The 24165-nt window shown below is 69.1% G+C and carries 25 protein-coding genes and 1 tRNA gene; 11 read left to right on the top strand and 15 right to left on the bottom strand.

The annotated features are described in order from the left end of the window. Positions 1–10: 10 nt before the first annotated feature. Positions 11–5365, bottom strand: coding sequence for a hypothetical protein (locus AB0H62_RS12090; RefSeq protein WP_360585810.1), 5355 nt, complete (start codon positions 5363–5365; stop codon positions 11–13). Between the two features lie 63 nt (positions 5366–5428). Further along, positions 5429–5899 carry a MarR family transcriptional regulator gene (locus AB0H62_RS12085; RefSeq protein WP_220245219.1) on the bottom strand — a complete coding sequence of 157 codons (471 nt, stop codon included), beginning with the start codon at positions 5897–5899 and terminating at the stop codon, positions 5429–5431. 88 nt (positions 5900–5987) lie between these two features. On the opposite strand from AB0H62_RS12085, the gene AB0H62_RS12080 reads away from it, so the two are divergent. Then, the gene (locus AB0H62_RS12080; RefSeq protein ID WP_360585808.1) at positions 5988–7175 is read left to right on the top strand and encodes an FAD-dependent monooxygenase; all 1188 of its coding nucleotides are present in this window, start codon (positions 5988–5990) and stop codon (positions 7173–7175) included. Here AB0H62_RS12080 and dcd read toward each other — a convergent pair. Together dcd and AB0H62_RS12070 are read right to left on the bottom strand one after the other, a co-directional pair. Next, entirely contained in the window at positions 7172–7753 is a 582-nt protein-coding gene (gene dcd, locus AB0H62_RS12075; protein WP_220245217.1) for a dCTP deaminase, read from the bottom strand. The genes AB0H62_RS12080 and dcd overlap by 4 nt on opposite strands. A gap of 84 nt (positions 7754–7837) precedes the next feature. Next, a complete protein-coding gene (locus AB0H62_RS12070) occupies positions 7838–9034 on the bottom strand; it encodes an oxygenase MpaB family protein (protein WP_360586011.1) in 1197 nt (398 codons plus the stop codon). Positions 9035–9153: 119 nt separating this feature from the next. On the opposite strand from AB0H62_RS12070, the gene AB0H62_RS12065 reads away from it, so the two are divergent. Next, a tRNA-Gly gene (locus tag AB0H62_RS12065) sits at positions 9154–9227 on the top strand. 87 nt (positions 9228–9314) lie between these two features. Continuing rightward, positions 9315–9590 carry a hypothetical protein gene (locus AB0H62_RS12060; RefSeq protein WP_220245216.1) on the top strand — a complete coding sequence of 92 codons (276 nt, stop codon included), beginning with the start codon at positions 9315–9317 and terminating at the stop codon, positions 9588–9590. 6 nt (positions 9591–9596) lie between these two features. Here AB0H62_RS12060 and AB0H62_RS12055 read toward each other — a convergent pair whose 3' ends face one another. The 5 genes from AB0H62_RS12055 to AB0H62_RS12035 form a co-directional block, all read right to left on the bottom strand. Beyond that, the gene (locus tag AB0H62_RS12055) at positions 9597–9911 is read right to left on the bottom strand and encodes a hypothetical protein (RefSeq protein ID WP_220245215.1); all 315 of its coding nucleotides are present in this window, start codon (positions 9909–9911) and stop codon (positions 9597–9599) included. Beyond that, positions 9908–10300, bottom strand: a complete 393-nt coding sequence (locus tag AB0H62_RS12050) for a nuclear transport factor 2 family protein (protein WP_360585806.1) — start codon at positions 10298–10300, stop codon at positions 9908–9910. The genes AB0H62_RS12055 and AB0H62_RS12050 overlap by 4 nt, the downstream gene beginning before the upstream one ends. Positions 10301–10413: 113 nt before the next feature. Continuing rightward, positions 10414–11607 carry a sigma-70 family RNA polymerase sigma factor gene (locus AB0H62_RS12045; protein WP_360585804.1) on the bottom strand — a complete coding sequence of 398 codons (1194 nt, stop codon included), beginning with the start codon at positions 11605–11607 and terminating at the stop codon, positions 10414–10416. Then, a complete protein-coding gene (locus AB0H62_RS12040; RefSeq protein WP_354865245.1) occupies positions 11604–11951 on the bottom strand; it encodes a YciI family protein in 348 nt (115 codons plus the stop codon). Before AB0H62_RS12040 ends, AB0H62_RS12045 begins: the two co-directional genes overlap by 4 nt. Positions 11952–12062: 111 nt before the next feature. Continuing rightward, positions 12063–12713, bottom strand: coding sequence for a hypothetical protein (locus AB0H62_RS12035; protein ID WP_220245211.1), 651 nt, complete (start codon positions 12711–12713; stop codon positions 12063–12065). Positions 12714–12827: 114 nt separating this feature from the next. Here AB0H62_RS12035 and AB0H62_RS12030 point away from each other — a divergent pair, with 114 nt between their 5' ends. Both AB0H62_RS12030 and AB0H62_RS12025 read left to right on the top strand, forming a co-directional pair. After that, positions 12828–13205, top strand: coding sequence for a nitroreductase family deazaflavin-dependent oxidoreductase (locus AB0H62_RS12030; RefSeq protein WP_360585801.1), 378 nt, complete (start codon positions 12828–12830; stop codon positions 13203–13205). A 9-nt stretch (positions 13206–13214) separates the two neighbouring features. Further along, positions 13215–13745 carry a GNAT family protein gene (locus AB0H62_RS12025; protein WP_360585799.1) on the top strand — a complete coding sequence of 177 codons (531 nt, stop codon included), beginning with the start codon at positions 13215–13217 and terminating at the stop codon, positions 13743–13745. Position 13746: 1 nt separating this feature from the next. Here AB0H62_RS12025 and AB0H62_RS12020 read toward each other — a convergent pair whose 3' ends face one another. Then, positions 13747–14070, bottom strand: a complete 324-nt coding sequence (locus AB0H62_RS12020; protein WP_360585798.1) for an MmcQ/YjbR family DNA-binding protein — start codon at positions 14068–14070, stop codon at positions 13747–13749. Between the two features lie 95 nt (positions 14071–14165). Further along, positions 14166–15854, bottom strand: a complete 1689-nt coding sequence (locus AB0H62_RS12015) for a bifunctional metallophosphatase/5'-nucleotidase (protein ID WP_360585796.1) — start codon at positions 15852–15854, stop codon at positions 14166–14168. 214 nt (positions 15855–16068) lie between these two features. On the opposite strand from AB0H62_RS12015, the gene AB0H62_RS12010 reads away from it, so the two are divergent. Both AB0H62_RS12010 and AB0H62_RS12005 read left to right on the top strand, forming a co-directional pair. After that, positions 16069–16200: a hypothetical protein gene (locus AB0H62_RS12010; RefSeq protein WP_255638552.1), complete on the top strand. Its 132-nt coding sequence runs from the start codon at positions 16069–16071 to the stop codon at positions 16198–16200. A 91-nt stretch (positions 16201–16291) separates the two neighbouring features. Beyond that, a complete protein-coding gene (locus AB0H62_RS12005) occupies positions 16292–16933 on the top strand; it encodes a VanZ family protein (RefSeq protein WP_360585794.1) in 642 nt (213 codons plus the stop codon). Here the strand turns inward: AB0H62_RS12005 and AB0H62_RS12000 are convergent. Continuing rightward, entirely contained in the window at positions 16874–17050 is a 177-nt protein-coding gene (locus AB0H62_RS12000) for a hypothetical protein (protein WP_220245205.1), read from the bottom strand. The genes AB0H62_RS12005 and AB0H62_RS12000 overlap by 60 nt on opposite strands. A gap of 45 nt (positions 17051–17095) precedes the next feature. Further along, entirely contained in the window at positions 17096–17752 is a 657-nt protein-coding gene (locus tag AB0H62_RS11995) for a class I SAM-dependent methyltransferase (protein ID WP_360585792.1), read from the bottom strand. Positions 17753–17780: 28 nt separating this feature from the next. Between AB0H62_RS11995 and mug the strand changes: the two genes are divergently transcribed. The 4 genes from mug (at position 17781) to AB0H62_RS11975 (ending at position 21921) form a co-directional block, all read left to right on the top strand. Next, a complete protein-coding gene (mug, locus tag AB0H62_RS11990) occupies positions 17781–18329 on the top strand; it encodes a G/U mismatch-specific DNA glycosylase (protein WP_220245204.1) in 549 nt (182 codons plus the stop codon). 294 nt (positions 18330–18623) lie between these two features. Further along, positions 18624–19412: a response regulator transcription factor gene (locus tag AB0H62_RS11985; RefSeq protein ID WP_220245203.1), complete on the top strand. Its 789-nt coding sequence runs from the start codon at positions 18624–18626 to the stop codon at positions 19410–19412. Between the two features lie 159 nt (positions 19413–19571). Continuing rightward, positions 19572–21416, top strand: a complete 1845-nt coding sequence (locus AB0H62_RS11980; RefSeq protein WP_360585789.1) for an acyl-CoA dehydrogenase — start codon at positions 19572–19574, stop codon at positions 21414–21416. Positions 21417–21645: 229 nt separating this feature from the next. Then, positions 21646–21921 carry a GlsB/YeaQ/YmgE family stress response membrane protein gene (locus tag AB0H62_RS11975; RefSeq protein WP_220245201.1) on the top strand — a complete coding sequence of 92 codons (276 nt, stop codon included), beginning with the start codon at positions 21646–21648 and terminating at the stop codon, positions 21919–21921. Positions 21922–21976: 55 nt separating this feature from the next. Here AB0H62_RS11975 and AB0H62_RS11970 read toward each other — a convergent pair whose 3' ends face one another. Both AB0H62_RS11970 and AB0H62_RS11965 read right to left on the bottom strand, forming a co-directional pair. Next, on the bottom strand, positions 21977–23809 hold the full coding sequence (locus AB0H62_RS11970) for a VanW family protein (protein ID WP_360585787.1): 1833 nt from the start codon (positions 23807–23809) through the stop codon (positions 21977–21979). Positions 23810–23832: 23 nt separating this feature from the next. Then, positions 23833–24165, bottom strand: coding sequence for a co-chaperone GroES (locus tag AB0H62_RS11965; RefSeq protein ID WP_360585785.1), 333 nt, complete (start codon positions 24163–24165; stop codon positions 23833–23835).

The raw sequence follows: 24165 nt of genomic DNA, 5'->3' as shown, positions 1-24165 counted from the left end.
GAGACTCAACTCACGCTCGTGGCCTGCGGGTGACGCGCAGGAGGAGCGCACCTGCGGCGAGGAGGGCGAGGCTGACCAACGCGTCGGTGGTTCGGTCCGGATCGGGGCCGGGGATCGGCTGCGTTTGTGCGGTCGTTCGGGCGTGGGGGTCGAGGATCCGGACCGTCGCGGCGGCTCGGACGGTGAGCGGTTTTTCGGCGTCGGGTTGGGCCGTGACTTCGACGGCGTCGGTGAGCGTGCCTGCGCGGGGTGCGGTGGCGGTGCGGGTCCATTCGCGCCGGCTGCCGGGGTCGAGGTGGTGGCCGTCGAGTGTGAGCGGGGTGGTGCCGGTGTTGGCGGCGGTGACGAGGAACGTGACGGTGTCGCCGGGGTTCGCGGTGGGGTCGGCTTGTTCGGTGAGGTTGAGGGCTGAGCGTGGGGTGGGTCGGGTCCGCTTGGGGGCAGCGGAGTTCTCGACGTTGGTGGTCGTGGTGGTGGTCGCCGTGAGCTCGCGGCCGGCGGGGTCGTGAGCGGTGGCGGTGGTGTCGGTGACGGCGGTCGTTTGGGCTGTGAGGGTGCAGGCGCGGAGGGTTTCGGCGTCGGGCTCGAGTCTGGGCAGCGTGAACGCGCAGGCCGCGTCGGTGGCGCGAACGGTCACGTCGTGCAGTGCTGCGTCTCCGGTGTTGCGGACGGTCGTCAGGTACGTCACGGGGTCACCGGAACGGATGGGCTGGTCGAGGTGATCGGTCCTGACGGTGAGTCCGGGGTGGATCACGGGGACGGGCGCGTTCGCGGTGGTGGTGATGGGGGCGCCGCGGGTCGGGGTGGCGGTGACCTGAGTGGTGTCGGTGGTCGTGCCGGTCGCGGTGGTGGTGCACGGGTAGCGCTGGATGCCGTTGACGGGCAGCGTCGAGAAGGTCCGCGTGCATTCGGGAGCCTGGGGGTCGGTGACGTGGACGTCGTGCAGTTCGGTGTCGCCGGTGTTGGTGAGTACGAGGTCGAAGCGCACGGAGTCGTCGGGGGCGAAGGGACCTTCGGCGCTGGTTTTCGTGACGGTGAGTTTCGGTTGCAGCACCTCGAACGACGCTTGCGCCGATGACGTCACCGTGCGTTGGGTCGGATCGGTGCCGGTGGCCTTGGTGGTGCTGGTGAAACCGGTCTTGCCCGCGACCGTCGTGCAGGTGTAGGTCTCCTCGGCGTCGGGCGCGAGGGTGGCGAAGTCGCGGGCGCAGGCGGCGGTGTGATCGTCCACAACGGACACCTTGGTCAGCGGTACGTCGCTGACGTTCTTAACCAGCAAGGAGAATGTGACGGTGTCGCCTTCGCGGACCTGGTACGGCTCGGCGTCGGCCATGATCGCGAGCTCGGGGTGGATCACGTCGACGTTCGTGGTGCCGGACGCGGTCACGGGGCGGGTCGTCGGGTCGTTGGCCGTGGCGTTGACGGTGGTGGTGAAGTCGTCGGGCGCGGCTTTGACGGTGCAGGTGTAGGTGGCGGCGGCGCCGGTGGCCAACTGGTCGAGGGTGTGGGCGCAGCCGGTGAGGGTGATTTTCGTCAGCGGGGTGTCACCGGTGTTGGCGACGGTGACGGTGATCGTGACGTCGTCGCCGGGCCGCGCTTGTGCTTGTGCGGCAACGGGTTTCACGGTGATCGCCGGGTGGATCACGTCGATCTTCGCGTCGGCGGCCGCGGTGAGTGCGGGGCCGGTGGTGGGGGTGCCGGTGACTCGTGCGGTGAACACGGCGTCGTCGGCGGGGGCGGGTGAGGTGCAATCGTAGGACTGGGTCGCACCGGGGGCGAGGGTGTCGAAGGTCTTGGCGCACGCCGGTACTCGGGCGTCGGTTACTTGCACGGCGGTGACCGGTGAGTCGCCGGTGTTGGTGACGGTGAGTGTTGTGGTCACGGAGTCGCCGGCGCGAAAGGGACCGCCGTGCACAGTGCGGGTGAGCGACAGGCCGGGGTGGACGACGGTGAATGCGGCGTCGGCTGTCGCGGTGACGGTGCCGCCGAGCGGGTCGGTGGCGGTGACTTTCGCGGTGTTGGTGTAGCCGTCGGAGCCGGCATCGGTCGTGCAGGTGTAGTGGTCGGTGGCGCCGGGGGCGAGGGTGTTGCCGTCCGGGCGGGCGCAGGCCGGGGTCTTGTCGTCCACAATGGACACGTTGGTGAGCGGAACGTCGCCGGTGTTGCTCGCTGTGACCGTGAAGGTGACTTGGTCCCCTTCACGCACTTGCTGCGGCTTTGCCGACTGGGTGATCGTGACGGCGGGGTGGATCACGTCGAGGTGCGCGCCGGCGGTCGCGGTGACCGGGCGGTTCGACGGATCGGTGCCGGTGACTTTCGCGGTGCTGGTGAGGTCGTCGCCGGCGGAGTGGGTGCAGGTGTAGTTCTGTTTCGCCTGCGGGGCCAGGGTTCCGAGGCGGTGGGCGCATTCGGGTGCTGCTGGGTCTTCGATGGTGGCGTCGTGTAGTTCGGCGTCGCCCGTGTTGGTGGCGGTGATCGTGAACGTCGCCGGCTCGCCGGGCCGCACGACCGTCGGCGTGACCGTCTGCGTGACGGCGATGGCCGGGTGGATCACGTCGACGGCGGCCTCGGCGCTCGCCGTCACGAGCGGTCCCACCGGTGGGGTGGCGGTGACGGTGAGCGATTCGGTGACGTCGTCGGCGGGTGCGGTGGTGGTGCAGCTGAAGGTCCAGGTGGCACCGGGTGTCAGGGTGTCGTGGTCCTGCGTGCACGCGTCGGCGCGGGCCGCGGTGGTGACGTGCGGCTTCGTGAGGGGGGTGTCGCCGGTGTTCTTGACGGTGACCTGGATCGGCACGCTGTCGTGCTCGCGGAAGGGTCCACCTTGGACGGTGGTGGCGAGCGTGACGGCCGGGTGCTGGACGGTGAACTTCGCTTCGGCCGACGCCGCGACCGTGCGGGCGGTCGGATCTGTTCCCGTGGCGCTGACGGAGTTGGGGAAGCCGTCCGTTCCGGCCACCGTGGTGCAGGTAAAGGTCTGTTTCGCTTGCGGTGCCAGGATTCCGAGCTGCTTGGCGCAGTCGGGAACCTTGCTGCTGATCACGGCGAGCTTCTCCAGCGGGACGTCACCGGTGTTGCTCACCGTGACGCTGAAGGTCACGCGGTCCCCTTCGCGTACCTGCGCGGGTGTGGCGGATTCCGTGACCGCGACGGCGGGGTGGATGACGTCGACTGGCGCATCGGCCGTCACGCTGAGCTGTTTGCCCAGCTCGTCCTTGCCAGTCGCGACAGCGGGGTCGGTGAAGTCGTCGCCCGGCGCGAGCAAATCGCACTGGTAGGTCTGCGTGGCCTGCGGGGCGAGCGTGGCGAACTTCCGCACACAGCCGGGTGTGCGGTCGTCGGCCACCGCGACGCCGTCGAGCGGCGCGTCACCGGTGTTCTTCAGCGTGACGGTGAAGGTCACGCGGTCCCCCTCGCGCACCTGCGCCGGCGCGGCCGTCTTCGTGAGCGACAACGCCGGGTGGATCACCTTCGCCGTGGCCGACGCGGTGTCGGTGACGGGCTGGCCGGACAGGTCGGTGCCGGTCGCCGTCACGGTGTTCGTCGTGGTCAATGCGGGGTTCGCCACGCACGGGAAGCTCTGCTGGGCGCCGGCGGCGAGCGCGCCGAACGTCCGCGAGCACGCCGGCGTGGTGGCGTCGGTGACGACCACGGGGTTCAGCGGGCTGTCGCCGGTGTTGCGCACGGTGATCGTCCAGGTCACCGGCTCACCGGCGTGGACGACGGCGGGGTCCACCGTCTTGGTGACGTCCAGCGCGGGCGCGATGAGGGGGACGTCGGCGTCGGCGTTGGCCGACACCGTCTTGCCCAGCGGATCGGTTCCGGCAACCGAAGCGCTGGTGTCGGGCACCGGCGCCTTCGCCGTGCAGGTACCGGTGGTGTGCTGGCCCGGCGCGAGTGTCCCGATCGTGCGCGCGCACGCGCCGACCTTCGCGTCCGTCACGGCGACGTCGTGGAGCGGCACGTCACCGGTGTTGGTGGCGGTGACCGTGAACGTCACGGGGTCGCCGGTGCGATAAGCCGCCTTGTCGGCCTGCTGCGCGAGCGTGATCGCCGGATGCACGACGTCGACGCGAGTGGTCGCGCTGCCGTCGAGTGCGTCACCGAGCGTGCTGGTGCCGGTGACCTTCGCGGCGCTCGTGACGTCGCCGTCCGGGGCGGTCACCGTGCACTGGTAACCCGTGGTCGCGCCCGCGGCGAGCTCGCCGATCTTCTTGGCACAGGCGGGAAAGCGCTCGTCGGTCACCTCGACGCCGGTGGCCGCGGTGTCGTTCGGGTTGGTGACACCGACCGTCACGGTGACCTGGTCGCCCGCGTGCGCGCGCGGCGGATCGGCGTGGGTCACGAGCTGTAGATCCGGCACGGGCACGGAGAACACGAGGTTCTGCGCGACGAAATCGTCGCCGGTAGTGCTGAAAGCGACCTTCGCACTGGTCGCACCGCTGGGCACGGCGTCGCTGCTGAACGCTTTCGCGTCGATTCCGAAGGTGTTTTTGACATCGGGCTTCGCGGCGTTGTCGGTGCTGGCGACGAAGAAGTTGTCCGACGCGCCGGTGCCGGGTTCGGCGACGGGTTTGTCGTTGATGAGGAAGCGGTCACCCGTCGTGCCCCAGTCGCCGCCTTCGGCGGTCACGCCGACGTGAGCGTCGGCCGAGGCCGCGCGAAAACCGGTGACGGTGGTGGTCGTGGCGGGACCGTTCGCGCCCTGCGGCACGTGACCGTCGTAGACGTAAATCGCGCGCTTGGCCGGCGCGTACTGCGGATCGCGCGCGGGGTAGGAGAAGACGATCGCCACCGACCAGCCCCCGCCGCACTCGCGGCCGGCGGTGGTCCAGACGTTGGCGGCGGTGAGGGTGAGCGGCGCGCCGGTCGGGGCTGTCGCGAACTGACCGGTCACGTCGGCGTAGGCGGAGTAGAACTTGGCGTCCTCGGCGTAGGACCCGGGCGTGACGTCGGCCTTGGCTGCGCCAACGGAAAACTGCACGGCCTGCGTCTTCGGCGCGCCGGCGGGACTCGCGCACGCTGTCCTCGTGCCACCCCAGCTCAGCCGCGCGAACGCGACCTTCGCGCCCGGTGGGATCGTGACCGACGCGGTGGAGGAGTCGAACGTTCTCGCGTCGGAGTCCGCATCGGACCATCGCAACGCGAAATCGCCGGCGGGCTTCTTCGTCTCGCGACTGGCGGCTTTCGCGCAGTCGGCGTCACTCGGCGTGCACTCGACCACGCTGTTGCCGGCGTAGAGGAAATCGCCGTACACCACTTGGTGGTAATTCTGCTGCAATCCCTTGACGGTGTCCGCCTGCGCGGGCATGACAAAGGTGGCCAGGAGGCCGAGTACCGCGAGCAGACGTTTCCCGGCCGAGCCCATGTTCGCGAGCTTTCCACGAACCGGTGAACGAATCGCGTTTTCCAACCCGGCCGTGGCCGCAACTCACTCCAGCGAGCGACTGGTGAGGCGCAAGGTCGACTCGTGGGTGACCGCCGCGGCTCTTTCGAGGAACCCGATCACCGTTCGGAGTTCACCTTCGGAGTAGTCGTTCGCGAGCTCGCGCGTCGCGGCCACGATGTGGTCCCACAGGGACACGGCTCGCTCGATCGTCTCCTCCTCCACGCCGACGAGCACCTTCCGCCGATCGTCGGGGTGCGGCGAGCGGGTGACCATCTGCTTGCGCTCGAGCCGGTCGATCAGCGCGGTGATCGACGCCGGCGCCAGGCCCGCGTACTCCGCGAGCTCCTTCGGCGTGAGCGGGCCGAGGCGCGCGACGTAGTCGAGCACCTTGCTCTCGACCGCGGAGAGGTCGCGCAGGATCGCGATCGCGGTGTGGAACATGACCGTCTCCGTGGACAGCTCCCGCGACTTGAGCAGCAGCTGGTCGACCAGTTTCTCGTGCTCGCTTGACACGACGGGCAGCCTAGCGCATCCTTCGGTCGGCAGTATTATTCGAAGTATCGAAATATTCGAGACCATGAACTATACGAGGGGGCGAAGGATGTCACGGGTGTTGATCGCGGGCGGGGGTATCGCGGGCACGATCACGGCGATCGCGCTGCACGAGGTGGGCCACGAGCCGGTGCTGTTCGAGGCGTACGACCGCACGGCCGAGGGGGTCGGCGCGTTCCTCACGCTGGCCGTGAACGGGCTCGACGCGCTGGCGCCGTTCGGGCTGAAAGACCTGGTCAAGGGCCTGGGGTTCGACACGCCGAGGATGAGCATCGGGCTCGGCGACGGCAAGCGGCTGGCCGAGTTCCCGTTGGGCGGGCCGCTGCCGGACGGCACGGTGAGCCAGACCGTGCGCCGCTCGGACCTCTACGTCGCGCTGCGCGACGAGGCCGCCAGGCGCGGGGTGCGCACGGAGTTCGGCCGGCGGCTCACGGACGCCTCGCAGACGTCGGCCGAGGTCACCGCGGTGTTCGCCGACGGCTCGTCGGAGTCCGGCGACCTGCTGATCGGCGCGGACGGCCTGCGGTCCACCGTGCGCCGGATCCTCGACCCGGCCGCGCCCGCGCCGCGGTACGTCCCGCTGCTCAACACCGGCGGCTTCACCACGGGTGTGCGGCTCGACGACGAACCGGGCGTGATGCACATGGTGTTCGGCCGCAAGGTGTTCTTCGCGCACGTGGTGCACCCGGACGGTTCGGTGTGGTGGTTCGCCAACGTGCCGCGCGCGACCGAGCCGACGCCGTCGTCGCCGGTCCCGAGCGGTGCTCACTGGCGCGCCGAACTGCTGGACCTGGTGCGCGGTGACCGCACTCGCGCCGCCGAGATCATCGGCGCCACAGAGCACCTCTACGCCCCGTGGTCGACCTACGACTTCCCGTCCGTGCCGGTCTGGCACCGCGGCCGCATCGGCATCATCGGCGACGCCGCCCACGCGACTTCACCGGCCGCCGGCCAGGGCGCGTCGATGGCGATCGAGGACGCCGTCACGCTGGCGCAATGCCTGCGCGACGTCGCTCCGGCCGCCGCGCTGTCGACGGTCGAGACCTTGCGCCGCTCACGCGTGGAAGCGGTGGTGGCCCAGGGAAAACGCAACGGCGACGACAAATCACCGGGCTTCTTCGGCCGCGTCGTCCGCGACTTCTTCATCCGGCGCGCGATGAAGACCGCCGGTGGCGACGACCCCAACGCGTTCATGTGGAACCACCGCATCGACTGGGCGGCCCCGGTGTCGGTCTAGCGCCAGGTATCCACGCGGTGGAAGTTCTTGTACGCCCGGCTCGGCGTCGGGCCGCGCTGGCCCTGGTAGCGGGAGCCCGCTTCCTTCGAGCCGTACGGGAACTCCGCCGAGCTGGACAGGCGGAAGATGCACAGCTGGCCGATCTTCATGCCGGGCCACAGCGTGATCGGCAGGTTCGCGACGTTCGACAGCTCGAGCGTGATGTGCCCCGAGAAGCCGGGGTCGATGAACCCCGCGGTCGAGTGCGTCAGCAACCCCAACCGCCCCAGCGACGACTTGCCTTCGAGCCGTCCGGCGAGGTCGTCGGCCAACGTGACCATCTCGTACGTCGACCCGAGCACGAACTCGCCCGGGTGCAGCACGAAGGGCTCCTCGCCCTCCTTCTCGACCAGCGAGGTCAGCTCGTCCTGCTGCAACTGCGGGTCGATGTGCGTGTACTTGCTGTTGTCGAACACCCGGAAGAACCGATCCAACCGCACATCGATGCTCGACGGCTGGACCATCGCGGCATCAAACGGATCAATCCCGAGCCGGCCGGCGTCGAGCTCTTTGCGGAGGTCACGGTCACTGAGCAGCACGGACGCAGCCTAACGTCTGCTTTGAACCAGGTGGGATCAGGCTGGTTCAGATGATAACTATTCCGGTTCAGACGGTAACTGAACTCAGGCCGCGCGCTCATCGCTCCCGTACGACGTATCCGCCTTGAACACCTCGTGCACCCGCTTCAGATACCGCCGACGCCCCAGCCCGCCGAGCAGCTCCTGCAGCGCCGTCGCTCCCGGGATGAACCGCCGGGCCGTCTCCGCCGCGAAGTTCACCCCGGCCACCGCCACGACCGCGGCCTGGGCGACCGGGTCGTCCGGCAGCTCCAGGAAATCGGCGTTCTCCTTGCCGAGCACCAGCCGGCTGATCGCGGAGTGCACCGAGACGTTCACGTGCGCCAGCACCTTGCCCGCCGCCCCGCGCCCCTCACCGATCGCGGCGTGGCTGTCGACGAGGGCCTTGGCCAGGCGTTTCGAGTCGTCGTCGGGGATGAACTCGGTCGCGGCGAGGAGCCAGAGCAGGCGCCAGGCGTCGCCCTCGTCGGCGGGGAGGAGTTCCTCGTCGACGCCCATCAGCCAGCCGATGTAGCGCCACAGGTGCAGGATGTCCGCGCGCTCGCGTTCGGTGTAGCGGAGGCCGAGCAGCTGTGTGCCGAAGACGTAGACCAGCGAAAACAGCAGCAACGTGCCCGCGGTCTGGACCTGGTTGACGGGCCGGTCCCACTGCTCGTAGTCCCAGTCCTCGCGCTGGTTCATCGCCCGCCGCACGTGCGCGTGCACCACGCGGATCCGCACCGCCGCCCGGAACCCGGCCGCGGTCCGGTCCATCGCCCCGGGCGTGGTGACGTCGATCCACCACGCGGCCGTCTCCACCAGCCGCTTCGGAGCCCGGTTCTCGATCTCCCCGGTCCCCACCAACGCCTTCGTCGCCCGCGACGCCAGATATCCGCCCATCAACGACATGTCGCCCAGCGGAAACAGCCCCAGCAACCCCGCGCGCGTGATCGCCCGCGCTCCACGCTCCAGCCTCGCGCGATCCACCCAATACGGCGTCGCCTCGACGCCCGCCATGAACTCCCGCAGCTCAGCGTCGCTCTCCGGGCCTACCCCATGCACCAACGCCTGCTCGAACCGCGCCCGATTCCCGGCATCCCGCCCGAACCACTCCACCAACGCATCCGCCGGCGCGTCCTGCCGCTGCGCGAACTCCCTCAGCCGCTGCACCTGCTCGTCCCCGGCGCGCAGCCCCTCGACCCCGCGCAACCGCGCGACCAGCCGAAACCCGCCTTGCCGGAACAACACCGGGTCGTCCACCACATCCACCTCCGGCGCCGCCACCCCGTCCGACAACAAGTGTTGTCACTTGCCCCCGGCGCCGTCAACCCACGCCCCACTGGACACGCCGACCACGCTCCCGTGTAAGCTGACGAGGCACTGCGGATGTAGTTCAATGGTAGAACATCAGCTTCCCAAGCTGAATACGCGGGTTCGATTCCCGTCATCCGCTCCATAAATGCAGTGAGGGTGTTTTCCGATTATCGGAAAACACCCTCACTGCTATTTCACCGCCACCCACCGCAAGGGGATAATCCCACCCATGACGCGTGGCGAGCAGCTCTGCGAAGTCATCAACGACCTCCTGCACATCCTCCGCACCGGCGAGCACGACACGTCCTGGAGCAGCTATCGCTCCGTGGACGACGCCATAGTCGAGTTGGAACAGCTCAAAGAGCGCATCCGACAACGTGACCCAAAAGCAGAACAACGGCTCAGAGAACTCTTCCTCCCCACCGGCGCCCTCGAAGAAATCGCCGTCTCGAGTGGGTGGAGCGGGACGTGGGTCGGGCTCACCAAGAAGATCGATCCACAATAGACAGACTCACACGTCGTCGCCGACGTCGAGTTTGCGGTAGAAGGTGATCTCCGGCTGGGTGGTGATGCCGGCCGCCGCCATCAAGGCGCCGATGCGGTCGCTTTCGGAGGAGAAGAAGGCCTGGAACGAGGCCTCGTCGGGCCAGACGTCGACGACCAGGAGGTCCTTGTCGTCGGCCCAGAAGTGGTGGGACTGCAGGCCGTGGGCGCGAGCGGAGGCGATGATGGTCGACATGCGGGCGGGGTCGGAGGCGGCGGCCTTCTCGAACTGGGCGCCGTTGCCGGGGACGCGTAGGAGCATCAGCACGGACATCGTGATCACGCCCAGAAGGCGTCGTCGGAGGATTCGTCCTGGGAGACGTCCAGCAGGTCGACCGCTTGGCCGTCGCGCATCCTGAACACCAGCGCATGACGGGTGTCGAGGTGTTTGTCGCCGCGGGTGCCGGTGGAGTGGTAGACCGTGACGATCTCGTCGTCGTTCGCGTAGACCTCCTCGAGGGCCACGCGGAGGGTGCCGTCGCTGCGGGTGGCGAGCTCGCCGTACATCGACAGGATCGCGTCGCGGCCCTCGTGCTCGCCGGAAAAGACGTTGTGGCCCGGCATGTGTTGCACGGCGTCGGCGGCGATGAGCTCGGACAGGGCCTCGACGTCGCCGGCGGAGAAGGCCGCGTAGCCGCGGCGGATGAGTGTCGCGTTGGGGTGTTCGGCCATCGTGGGGCCCCCTCTGCAAAGAAAAAGCTGGGCGCCCTGGGTGCGGGCGTGCTCACCGGCCGCAGGGCGTGTCACCATCGAACGCGCCGCGCCGCGAACGTGTCAAGGCCGCCCTATTCACCTGCTCGGCGACGCAGCAAGGCCGCGTGGCCGGCACCAAGGCCCGCCGCTTCGGCGCTGGCCACAGCAGTCAGAGCCGCAGAGCGATTCCCCAAGCGGTGCAACAGTTCCGCGCGCGTCGCGTGCCACCAGGGGTAGTCCGCCAGGACGTCCAGCGCGTCCACGAGCGGCAGGGCCACGGCGGCGCCGTCACGTTCGGCGATCGCGGCGGCGCGGTTCAGTGACACCACCGGGCTCGGGCGGACGGTGAAAAGCACGTCATACCAAGAGATCACGGCGTCCCAGTTGGTCGACTCGTACGTCGGCGCCAAGGCGTGACAGGCCGCGATCGCCGCTTCCACCACGTAAGGATTGGGCACGGAAGGCGTCCGCCGCAAAGCGCGCCCCACCAGCAAAACGCCCTCCTGGATCAGCACGGCGTCCCACAGCGAACGGTCCTGATCGGCCAGCAGCACGGGCAAACCGTCGTCGGCGACGCGCGTGCACCGGCGCGCGTCGTGCAGCAACAGCAACGCCAGCAGCCCCAGCACCGTCGGCTCGTCCGGCATCAGCGACGCGAGCAGCCGCGCCAGCCGCACGGCCTCGTCGACCAGCGGAGCGCGCACGCCCGCGTACCCCTCGTTGAAGATCAGGTACACGGTCGCCGCCACACCGGAAAGCCGCTCAGGCAGCTCCTCGGCCGCCGGCACGCGGTACGGGATCCCTGCCGTCGCGATCTTCTGCTTCGCCCGCGTCAGCCGCTTCGCCGCCGTCGCCTCGGGCAGGCGCAGGCCGCGCGCGACCTCGGCGGTCGACAAACCGCCGAGCGTCCGCAGTGACAAAGCGACTTGCGCGTCCACCGACAGACACGGGTGGCAGCAGGTGAACACGAGGCGCAGCAAGTCGTCGCGGATCACGGAAGGCGGCGGATCTTCGTCGGCGAGCGGCATCGCGTCCGCCTCCTTCCCGACGCGCTTGGCCTCGCGGCGCAGCACGTCGACGGCGCGTCGCCGCGCCGTCACGAGCAGCCAGGCCCGCGGGTTGTCCGGGACGCCGTCGCGCGGCCACGTTTCGAGCGCCCGCACGACGGCGTCCTGCACCGCGTCCTCGGCCAGGTCCACGCTGCCGATGACCCGCACGAGCGTGGCGAGCACCCGGGTCCCCTCATCCCGGATGAGCCGCGCCAGCGTGTCACCGGCGAACGTCACGAGAACTCGACGATCGGGCGCACCTCGACGGCGCCGTCCCACGCGGCCGGGATCTGGGCGGCGACCTTGACGGCTTCGTCGAGGTCGGCGCATTCGATGAGGTAGAAGCCGGTGAGGGCTTCCTTCGTCTCGGCGTACGGGCCGTCACTGGTCACGATGTCGCCGCCCTTGCCGCCGTTCACGCGGACGGTGGTGGCCGTCGCGGTCGGGTACAGGGCGTTGCCGCCACGGATGACGGCGGCGGCCGCCGCACCGAACTCGTTGTAGTCCTTCATCATCGACGCGGCTTCGGGCTGCGTCGGGTCCACGTCGGCGGAGTAGATGAGCGCGGCATAGGTGGGCATGGCTGCTCCTGGTGAGTGTCCGGACCGGCGCCGTTCGCCGGCTAACACTCTAAGGACGAATGGCCCCCGCCGCGCCAGGACAATCGCCGCGGAAAAACTTTCAGCCCTCTTTCAGCCCTCGACGAGCTCCCACTCGGCACCCGGCTCGGCGCGGTCGAAGACCTGGCCGGGCGCGGCCTGAAGCACGTTCACGACGTCCGGGTACAGGCTCACCACGTGCTCCAGCTCCAGGCCCTCGACCTCGAAGTCTTCGGCTTCCGGCACCTCGAAGCCCACGAAGAGCCACGTGCCGTCACCCTCGCGCACCACCTGGCGCACGGCGCGAACGGGCGCGTCACCACCGGTCACGATCTCGGTGAGCCCGGTCGACAACTGAACCTCGTCCACCGGCGAGCCCGGGTGCTGCCACGCGGCGATGCGCGCGTCGCGGATCTCGCGGTCCTCGGCCTCGTCGTCGGAGTCGGCGACGGAGCTCAGCAGCCACGCCGAACGCTCGGGGTCCCAGTCGGCCGCCATGCCCGTTGGCAGCGACGCCAGCGCCGTGAGCTGCGGGACCAGCTCCACGGCTTCGCGCAGCGAGACCGCGCCGAACTGCTCGCGGTTGACGTCCATGTCCTCGTCGAACTCGGCGCCGTCGCTGATGAACCAGTCGTCGTCATCGTCGAGGACCACGAACGCGAGCTGCGAGGGGTCCTCCAGCAACGCCCGCGCGAAGATCACGGGCGACTCAGGGTCCTGTCGCAGCGGCCAGTCGTTCGACATGTTCTTCTCCCCGCGTCGTGCCTGCGTCCGCGAACATCCCACCAGATGTGCGAAACGGCCTCGCACCGGCCCGAAAACGCGCTAATTCCACGGACGTTGGATTACGCTGGACGGATGGTGCTGCCAGAACGTCTCGCCCACTTCAACCGCGTGGTGACCAACCGCGTCACGGGACCGTTCGTCGGGTGGCTGCCCGGCTTCGGGATGGTCGTGCACCAGGGCCGCCGGTCCGGCAAGGAGTTCCGCACTCCGCTCAACGTGTTCCGCACCGATAACGGGTTCGTCGTCGCCCTCACCTATGGCCCCGACACCGACTGGGTCAAGAACGTGCTGGCCGCGGGCCACGCGGAGATCGTCACGCGCGGCCGAAAATGGCGCGTCAGTGATCCACGGCTCGTGCATGATGGGTCCCGCCGTCCGATGCCGCCCGGGGTGCGCCAGTTCCTCGGGCTCGTCGGGGTCGAGGACTTCCTGCTGCTGCGGCGGGAGTGAGGGGGAGCGGTGCTCACGGGCAAGCTGGTGCGGCTGCGGGCGCTCGAGACGACGGACGCGGAGTCGCTCTACCGCTGGATCCACGACCCCGAGGTCGGGCAGTGGATGGACAGCTCGTACCCGCGTTCGCTCGACCAGGTGCGCAAGCGTTGCGAGGAACGCCCGGTCAACACCTACGCCCACGTGGTGTGCGGCATCGAATCCGTGGCGTCGGGCGCGTTGATCGGCGTGACCGACCTGCGCGACGCCACGCCGGAGACCGGGCGCGCGGAGCTGGACATCTACATCGGCGAGAAGGACCACTGGAACGGCGGTTACGGCACCGAAGCGCTGCGGCTGATGTGCCGCTACGGCTTCAACGTGATGCGCCTGCACCTCATCGCCCTGTGGGTCGTCGCGGAGAACGAGCGCGCGCGCCACGTCTACCGCAAGGCCGGCTTCGTCGAGGACGGCAGGCACCGCGAATGCTTCCGCGGCAGCGACGGCAAGTACTACGACATGTACCTGATGAGCCTGCTGGAACCCGAACTGGTCGACTGATTCACAGCAGCTTGTGCGGTGCCTTCCGTCGCCACGACTCCACCAGGAGTTCCTTCAGCTGCACCGGATCCACCCGTTCCAGGTCGACGAGGATCGAGCCGTAACCGTCGTAGTGCGGCGTCGTGAAATACGCCGGGTCGCCGGACGCGAGGAGGGCTTCCTTCTCGTCGAGGCCGCAGAACAGGACCACGCCGCCCTCGGCTTCGCTGCGCAGGCGCGCGAAGCCCTTGCCCGCGACCTTCAACGCGGGCGTGCGGTACCAGGTGGACTCCTCGGTCTCCGGCAGCTCCGCCGCGAGTGCCACCACGTCTTCCCAGGTCGTCATGGGTCCCATCGTGCGCTTCCGAACGCACGAAAGCTTGGAAGAACGAGAGCCCCGCCCCTCAACGAGCGAGGGGCGGGGCTACTCGAAACATCCGACTACGGAACCATCGTGATCCGGTCCGCCGGCGGCGGGGTGACGCCCGGGTGCGCGCCGAGGTACGCGATCAGCGCGTCGAGGTCCACCGGACCGCCCGCGAGGTCGGTGCCCTTCGTGAACTCGGTGAACCCGTCGCCGCCCGCGGCGAGGAAGTTGTTCACCGACACGCGGAACGTCGCGGCCGGGTCCACCGGCGTGCCGTTCACGGTGATGTTCGAGACGCGCGAACCGATCGGCGCCGAGGCCGAGTAGGTGTAGTGCAGGCTGCTCGAGATCTGCAGGATCTTGGTGCCGCCCGGCTGGCCCCACTGCTGTTCCAGCACGCTCTTCAGGTTCGCGCCGGTGAGCGTGATCGTCTGCATGATGTTCGCGAACGGCTGCACGGTGAACGCCTCGCCGTAGGTGACCACGCCGTCGCCCTCGCCGTTGGGCGAAGACGCGTAGTTCAGGTCCGCGCGGATGCCGCCGGGGTTGGTGATGGCGACGACCGCGTTGTTGGACTTGGTGCCTTCGAGCTGCGCATCGGCGATCACGTCGCCCATCGTCGACTCACCCGAGGGCGCGCCGGACGCGGTGAGGTCCGCGGTGATCGTGCCGACCTGCTTGTTGGCGATCGGGCCCGACTTGGTCTTGGCCTCGTCCACGAGCTTGGTCACGGCCGGGTCCGGCGTCACGTCGCGGGTCACGATCTCGTTGTGCGCCTTGGTCTGCGACCGGATGACGTCGCGCGTGCGCAGGTCGATCTTCAGGTCCACGACGGACAGCAGCCGGCCGAACGACGCGCCCTGGATCACCGGGCGCGGCTGGCCCGCGGGGTCGTTGATCACGCAGTTGTACTGCTGGTGGCTGTGGCCGGTGAAGATCGCGTCGACCTTCGGGCTCACGTTCTTGGCGATGACGTCGGCCTCGCCGCCCGGCGCCACCTTGCAGTCGTTGGGGCCGGAGCCCGGCAGCGTCTCGTCACCCTGGTGCAGCAGCACGACCTGGGCCTTGATGCCCAGCAAGTCGAGCAGATTGGCCGTGCGGTTGATGGCCTGCGCCTCGTCGCCGAACTTCAGGCCCTTGATGGCGTCGGGCGTGACGACCGAGGGCAGGTCCTTCAGCGTGGCGCCGATGATGCCGATCGGCACGCCGCCGGAGAACTGCACCGAGAACGGCAGCAGTGCGGGCAGGCCGTTCGTGAAGTACACATTGGACCCGAGGATCGGGAAGTTCGCGCCCTGGTACGTCGGGTGGAACTGGCAGCCGTCGGTCTTGTTGCAGCCGCCGAACTGCATGCGCAGCAGTTCCTGGTAACCCTCGTCGAACTCGTGGTTGCCGACCGCGGAGGCCTTCACGCCCAGCTCGTTGAGGAAGTCGATGGTCGGCTCGTCGTGGAACAGCGCCGAGATCACCGGCGACGCACCCACGTTGTCGCCCGCCGAGAGCACCATCGAGTTGCGCACCTGCGACTCGAGCTGCTTCACGTGCGTCGCCACGTACGCCGCGCCGCCCGCGTCCACACTGGTCCCGTCGGACATGAACACCTTGCCGGCCGAACCCGCCGGCGGCTCGAGGTTGCCGTGCAGGTCGTTCAGCGTGATGATCCGGACGTCCGTGGTCTGCGCGGCCGACGCCGGCACGCTCGTGACGGCCACAGTGGCCAATGCGGCCGCGGCAGTGACCGCGAGCCGGGTGAAGAGCCTCATGTTTCCTCCGATTTCGCGCCCGTCGTCCCCTGGAACGGGCACACGGCGGTGCAGTCTGCCCAAACGGGAGAGACCTCACCAGAGGAAAAAGGAGGGTGAAGGGCAAATGTCACCCGGCGTTTTCGCTCGGGTGTCCGGTTCGGTGCACCGGGGCTGCCCGGCGTAACGCGCAGCCCCCAGGCAGCGATCAACCGGCCGAACCCCGGGAGTCACAGTGGAACTGCAGATCGTCGTGACCGTGATCGTGGTCGTCGCCCTGCTCGTCGGCGGCACGGTCTTCGCGGCGTGGCGGTCGGAGCGAGCCGAGGACGAGCAGCGCGACGAGGAGCCTGACCGATCGGCTTAAGTCGCCCTCGGCCAGATGGCCGATCCGGCCGGATTCCGTCCGGCTCTTCGACCGAAGTGGCGTGACCCCCAAGATCCATAACGTTCTCGGCATGACGAACGCACAGGTCACGGCTCTGCAGTACGGATTCATCGGATTCCTCGCGCTGTGGGGCACGCTGCTCGTCCCGCAGCTCGTGCTACAGCTGGCGCGCTACGGCCGCCCGCGGCTGCGCGGCCTCGTGACCACGGCGGCGGTCGTCTTCTACGCGTGCATGGCGCTCGCGGTCGTCTTCCTGCCGCTGCCGAGCGCGAACGGCCGGCACCTCGAGCAGACGGTGCAGCTGCGGCCGTTCCAGTGGATCGCCGACATCCACACGGAGCTGGTGAAGCACGGTCTTTCGGCGGCGCACTGGTTCAGCACGCAGACGTTCCAGCAGGCCGCGCTCAACGTGCTGCTCTTCGTGCCGCTCGGGATCTTCGCCCGCATCCTGTGGCGCCGCGGCCTCGTCGGCGCGCTGGCCGTGGGCGCGGCGGTGTCACTGGCCATCGAGATCACGCAGCTCACCGCGAACTTCGGGACGGCGCCGTTCGTCTACCGCATCTTCGACGTCGACGACCTCATGACCAACACCTTCGGCGCCGGCCTCGGCTGGCTCTTCGGCGCCCTGCTGCTCGCCCTGCGCGGAATCCCTTCAGCGATCCACGCTCAGCCGGCCGGGCGCGAGCGGATCGACTTCGCCCAGACGCGCTAGCCGCGCCTTGCGCCGCAGCGCCGCCCGCTTGGCGGCGCGCCGGTCTTCCAGAACCACGATCAGCGAGGCGGCTGCCAGAATGAGGGCCACCAGTGCGAGGACAACCCAAAGCTGCACGCGGGCTCCTCCCTACGACGTTGTGCGAGAGATCACACAGGCTACCTAGATCGGTACCTGATCCGCTACCCCGCGTGCCGAGAACCAATCCCGGTCAGCGGTCAGCCACTCGCCGAAGGTCAGATCGGCCGAGGTCAGCGCCTCGGACAGCTCGGGAAAACCCAGCCGCCGGCAGGTGAATTCTTGGTGCCACACGCGTTCGGCGGCTCGGTAGCGCACCGCCACGGACAGCAGATCGCCCTCGCGGACGACGTCGTGCAGCGAAACGGCGACCTCCCCGAGGAGCCCGCCCGGCCCGTCGGCCACGTGGTCGAACCACTCCGGCGGGTGCCACTCGACGAGCAGCCGGCCCCCGGGCGCGAGGTGCCGCCGGGCCGCCGCGAGCAGGCCCGTTGGCCAGGGGCAGATTCGGCTGACGGCTGGCCAGGGAGTCAGCCCCGGCCGGTCGCCGGCCAGGAGATAGACCCGACTGGCCGCCGGGCAAGGGTTATCCACACTTGGCTCCGCACACCCCGAGTTGTCCACAGATTTCGCGCTCGCCGGTTTCAGGCCCCTGACCTGGGTAAACTGGGACAGGGCAGCCCCCCAGAGGAGGGCGGGGGTCTGTCCCGCGCTGGTGGGCACCGCGCCGTGCACGATCTCGGGTTCACCCGCCGCAGGCGGCCGCAGGTGGAGGTCGGCCGGGCAACCGTCGGGCGTCATGCCGAACAGCGTGCCCGAAACTGGACCCATGCCCATCCGACCAACCAAAGACCAGCTCGCCGCCGCGCAAGACGCGGTCATCCCCGACGTCATCGCGCCCGGGTTGGACGTGCTGTTCTGCGGGATCAACCCCGGGCTCTACTCGGGCGCGCTGGGGCTGCACTTCGCGAGGCCCGGCAACCGCTTCTGGCCCGCTCTGCACGCCGGGGGCTTCACGCCGCGGCTGCTGGACCCGAGTGAGCAGCACGAGCTCCTCGACCTCGACCTCGGGATCACCAACGTCGTCGCACGGACCACCGCCAGGGCGGACGAGCTGACCGGCGACGAGCTGCGCGAAGGTGGCAAGACGCTGGTCGACAAAGTCCTCGAGAACAAACCCCGCTGGCTGGCCGTGCTGGGGATCACCGCCTACCGCACCGCGTTCGGCGAGAAGAAAGCCAAAGTCGGCCCCCAAGAGCGCGTGATCGGCGAGACCGGCGTCTGGGTCCTGCCCAACCCGAGCGGCCTCAACGCCCACTGGACGCCCGCCGGCCTCGCGAGCGAGTTCGCCGCGTTGCGTGCACGGGTAGTCACGTAGCGACCATCTTTCGGCTACACCCTCAGTAGTAAACGGGCGAGCCACCGCTGCAGTACAGAGCCAAAAAGCCGCAGATCACGAACCTTTTTCTACGGAGAGTTTGCTGCAACCGGCCGATACGGCCATGAGGGGGAAACCGCGTCACAACCGCCTTCGGAAGGAGTCGAATCAAGGACAAGGTGTCATTCCTGTCCGATCCCAGCAGGGGGGATCGGGTGGTGCCAGGACGGCACGCCGGGGGGCGTGCGCGGGCGTCCGGCGACCCGGGAACGACCTGGAAGACGGAGGCCCGAGATGCGCGGCATCGAGCCCCACCGAACGCCGGCTGTGCCCGGACAGCCGACCGCGAACCGCAGCCTGGGGGTGGCTGTCGTCGATCCCATCCCGATCTTCCGCGAGGGGCTCGCGTCGATGGTCCACCGGACGCCGGGGCTGCACTGGGCGGGCCAGGCGGCCAGCCACCACGCCGCGATGCAGCTGTGCGAGCAGGTGCGTCCCGACGTCGTGATCCTCGACTCGGCGCTGGATCCCCACTGCCACCTCACGAAGCTGCTCAACTCCGGCGACCCCGCCGTGGTGCTGGTGACGCTGGTGCGCGACGTCAACCGCACGCAGCAGTACCTCGCCACGGCCATCGCGGCGGGCGTGCACGCGATCGTGCCGCGGGCGGTGGATCCGCGGCGGCTGGCGGAAGCCGTCCGGCGCGCGCACACCGACCGGCGCTACATCGACCCGGCGCTGGCCGCGCTCACCGCGCGGCCCAAGCGGCAGCCGTCCCCCAGGGCGGCGCCGGCCGAGGAGCACCTCACTCAGCCGAAGGGCGCGATGCCGCTGTCGCGCCGCGAGTACCAGGTGCTGCAGCTCGTGGCCGAGGGCCTGGAGAACTCGGCGATCGCGAAGCTGCTGTTCCTCTCCGTCGAAACGGTCCGGACGCACGTGAAGAGCATCCTGCGCAAGCTGACCGCGCGCGATCGCACACACGCCGTGACCATCGCGTTCCGCAGCGGCATCCTCGTGCCTCACACTGACGACGCCCACACGCCCGTGCCCGCCGACCGCGCCGTGGCGCGCGGCACGCCCTGAGGTCGGCTTCCTGGTCGATGTCGGTTTTTCGGCTGAATCCACACCCCTGGAAGAGGGGAACCGCTTGCTCCAGTTACTCGTAGGTAATATCCTGAAGTTACCGGCGAGTAAGGGAACATGTGCCCGGCCGGAAAGCCGAACACGACACGGAGTGACGACATGGGCCACTACAAGAGCAACGTCCGAGACCTGGAGTTCAACCTCTTCGAGGTACTCGGCGTGCAGGACCGCCTTGGCAAGGGCGTGCTGGCCGAGTCGGACGAGGAGACCGCGCGCGGCGTGCTCTCGGAGCTGAACAAGCTCGCCACCGGCCCGCTCGCCGAGTCCTACGCCGACGCGGACCGCAACCCGCCGGTGTACGACCCCAAGACCTTCAGCGTGAAGATCCCCGAGCCGTTCAAGAAGAGCTACAAGCAGCTCCTGGACGGCGAGTGGTGGCGCCTCGGCCTCACCAACGACCTCGGCGGCTTCGGCCTGCCCCCCACGGTGCAGTGGGCCGCGTCCGAGCTGATCCTCGGCGCCAACGCACCGCTGTTCATGTACATGGCGGGCCCGAACTTCGCCATGATCGTGAACAACAACGGCACCGAAGAGCAGAAGCGCTGGGCGCAGCTCATGATCGACCGCCAGTGGGGCGCCACGATGGTGCTGACCGAGCCCGACGCGGGCTCCGACGTCGGCGCCGGCCGCACCAAGGCCGTCAAGCAGGAGGACGGCTCCTGGCACATCGACGGCGTGAAGCGGTTCATCACCTCCGCCGAGCACGACATGAGCGAAAACATCATGCACCTGGTGCTGGCGCGCCCCGAGGGTCCCGGCATCGAGACCAAGCCGGGCACCAAGGGCCTGTCGCTGTTCCTCGTGCCGAAGTTCCATTTCGACTCCGAGACCGGTGAGCTGGGCGAGCGCAACGGCGCCTTCGTGACGAACGTCGAGCACAAGATGGGCATCAAGGCGTCCACCACGTGCGAGCTGACCTTCGGCCAGCACGGCACCCCGGCCAAGGGCTGGCTGCTCGGCGAGGTGCACAACGGCATCGCGCAGATGTTCCAGGTCATCGAGTACGCCCGGATGATGGTGGGCACCAAGGCCATCGCCACGCTGTCGACCGGTTACCTCAACGCGCTCGGCTACGCCAAGGAGCGCGTGCAGGGCGCCGACCTGCCGAACATGCTCAACAAGGCCGCGCCGCGCGTCACCACCACGCACCACCCGGACGTGCGCCGTTCGCTGATGCTGCAGAAGGCGTACGCGGAGGGCCTGCGCGCCGTCTACCTGTACACGGCGTCGTTCCAGGACCAGCTGTGGACGCAGGACGGTGATGAGGCCGCACTGAAGCTGGCGCACGGCATCAACGACCTGCTGCTGCCGGTCGTCAAGGGCGTCGGATCCGAGCGCGCCACCGAGCAGCTCGTGCAGTCGCTGCAGACGCTCGGCGGGTCCGGCTTCCTGCAGGACTACCCCATCGAGCAGTACATCCGCGACGCGAAGATCGACTCGCTCTACGAGGGCACCACGGCCATCCAGTCGCTCGACTTCTTCTTCCGGAAGATCGTGCGCGACAAGGGTCAGGCGCTCGCGTTCCTCGCCGGTGAGATCACGAAGTTCATCGAGTCCGAGGCGGGCAACGGCCGGCTCAAGAACGAGCGCGCGCTGCTGAAGCAGGCTCTCGAAGACTCGCAGGGCATGCTCGGCGCGATGATCGGCTTCCTCACCGCTTCGCAGGAAGACCCGCAGAGCATCAACAAGGTCGGCCAGCACACCGTGCGGCTGCTGATGTCGATGGGCGACCTGCTGGTGGGCTGGCAGCTGCTCAAGCAGGCCGAGGTCGCGATCGCCAAGCTCGACGCGGGCGCGGCGGCCAAGGACGTGGCCTTCTACGAGGGCAAGGTGGCCGTGGCGTCGTTCTTCGCGAAGTCCGTGCTGCCGGAGCTGTCCTCGCGCCGCACGATCGTCGAAGGCGCCGACAACGCGCTGATGGAGCTGGACGAGGCGGCTTTCTAAGCTCTTCCCGTTCCCCTGCGGATGCCCTCGGCCCATCTCGGGCAGGGGGCATCCGTGTTTCTTCGGGTGACTTCGCCCGCTGCGGGTGATAGCTCCCGCCGCGGGTCACGGCACGCTGGTGCCAGGTGGGTGATTTCGCCGTGGTCTCAAGTTTCGGCCGTCCGTTCCCAGGGCATCCGGACGCCGAGTCCGCGGCTCGGCCCGGAACCCATCTGGCAGAGGAGTTTCGATGACCGTCTCAGGCATCATCAGCGCCATCGTGATCGGCTTGATCCTCGGCCTGCTCGGCCGCTTGGTCGTGCCCGGCAAACAGAACATCCCGATCTGGCTGATGCTCCTCGTGGGCATCGCAGCCGCCTTCGTCGGCAGCGCCATCGCGCGCGGCATCGGATACGCCGACACGAGCGGTATCGACTGGCTCGAAATCATCACTCAGGTCGGTGTCGCCGCACTCGGCGTGGCCTTGGTCGCGAGCCTGTGGAGCAGGCGAAGTATCAACAGGTGACTTCGCGGCCCGGCCCCTTCTGGGGGCCGGGCCGTTCCGTCCGGTGTGGACGCTGTCAGCAGATGACGATCGGCTGCGGTGAGTACGTGGTGTTGCGCGTTTCCTCGCGGACCTCGTTGCCCGTCGCCAGGTCGTGGAACACGCGCGTGTCGGACACGCTGAAGCCCGGCGCGCCGATGGACGGCCGGCACGCGCCGTCGGCACCGGGTCCGAACTGGACGGTCGGCGAGACCTCGTCGGACGTGCCCCCGGTGCGGCCCTCGACGAGGTAGTGCTTCGTGCCCCAGATCCGCACGGTGACGGAATCCCCGCTGACGCTGGCCTGGATCGCGAAGCCCGTGTCGTCGTTGTCGGTGATCTTCAGCTCCACCGGGTTCCCCGCGTCGTCGATGGCTTTCGCGTCGCGGCCGGCGGGGTAGCGGTCGAAGTAATGGTCGTGGGCGAGGTGGCCGCCGTCGCCGAGGCCGGCGAGGTACGCCGCGTTGTACAAAGTGGACGCGAGCTGAGAAACCCCGCCGCCCACCACGGAAGGACCGGTGCCGTCTTCGTTCGCGGGCGCGCTGACGTACCCGTCGGCCGCGGTCCGCGCGCCCGAGCGGGCGCCGAGGCTGAACGTGTCGCCGGGTTTCACGATGGCGCCGGAGACGCGTTCGGCGAGCGTCTGGATGTTCGTGGCCGCGGGGCCGGAGAACCCGCTCGTCGTGAACTCGCCGATCACCTCCTTGATGCCCAGCGCGTCGGCCGCGTCGGTGGAGAGGCTCGGCTTCGTGGCGTCGTAGGCCACCGGCAGGTCGCGCCCCGTCGGCTTGGCGAGCACGGCCGTGAGCGACTTGAAAGTGTTGGCCCAGTTGATCTTCCGGGCGTCTTCGGACGGCTCGACCGTCGGCGCGCCCGAGCTGAACACGATCTCCGCGTTGCGCCCGTCGGTCTCGGTCGTCGTGAGGTCCTTCTCCACGGCCTGCTGCAGCTTGCGCTGGTCGATGCGCAGCTCGAGCGAGCCGCCGTCGCGCGGCGCGAACTGGAACGACGACGCGATGGCCGCCGGTTTCAGCGCGACGTCCTTGCCCTGTCCGTGCAGCATCACCGGCGCCGCGACGGCCGGGGCGACGACCTGGTCGAGCAGCGCGTGGACGCCGTTCGACGTCGCCTTCGCCGGCGTCACGGCCATCCCCAACGTGACGCCACCCGGTACGAGCCACTGGTCGGCCACGGTCTGCGCGGCCGCGCGCACGTCGGTGAGCTCCTGGCCCTGGCGCGGCTCCACGGGGTACGGCGTGACAGTGCCGTCGGCTCCCGGCTGGAACCCGATACTGCCTTCGACCAGCGGATGGTTGAGCTTGTCGGCCGCGAGCCCGGTCAGCGCCTGCGCCACCTGCTCCTGGTCCGACCTCGTGACCACGCCGACGTCGCGCGTGGTGAAGAACGACAGGAACCGCGTGATGGGGCTCAACGGCTGGTGCCCGGCCTGGGCGAGCGTGCCCGGCCAGTCGAGGCCGAGGCCGGATTCCGCGGGCACCATCGACGTCGTGACGTCGCCCGCGTGCACGGTGACCGGCGCCGTCAGCCTCGGCTGCAGGTCCGCGCGCAGCTTGGCCTCGGCGTCAGTGTGGGAGAGGCCCCCGACGTCGACGCCCGCCACGAGCACGCCGCGCGGCACGTCGCCGGCGCTGGTGACCAGATCGATCGCGTACAGCAGCACGAAGAGCCCGAGCAGGCAGCCGACGATCATGAACGTGCGGGCGACACCCTTGCGCAGCTTCTTGTGCGGGGTTTCCCGTGGCCGGGGTCCGTCGACGACGGCGAAGATCTCCGTGGCGAGGTCGTCTTCGTCGCGTTGGGGCAGCAGGTCGTCGATGAAGAGGTCCTGCGGTGTGTCGTCTTCGCGCACGCCTGCCCTCCCGTGGCCGGGAGCTACAGGTAGAGCCCCGTGCCGTGTTCGGTCCGCTCGGTGGCGACGGCGTGGACATCCCGCTCGCGCAGCACGAAATGGCCCTCACCCTGGATCTCGACCTCGAGCTGGTCCTCCGGGTTGAAGAGCACGCGATCGCCCTGCTTGACGTTGCGCACGCTGTTGCCGACGCCCAGTACATCACCCCAAGCGAGCCTGCGCGCCACCTGCGCGGTCGCCGGGATCACGATTCCGCCGCTGCTGCGGCGTTCGCCCTCCTCCGGCGACAGGCGCACGAGCACGCGGTCCTGCAGCATCTGGATCTGGAGCTTGGGCTTGTCGGGCACGTCCCCCAT

The organism is Amycolatopsis sp. NPDC050768 (assembly GCF_040654155.1).
Lineage (GTDB): Bacteria > Actinomycetota > Actinomycetes > Mycobacteriales > Pseudonocardiaceae > Amycolatopsis.
Note: the sequence above shows the minus strand (reverse complement) of the source record. Positions and strands in the feature narration are given on the sequence as shown.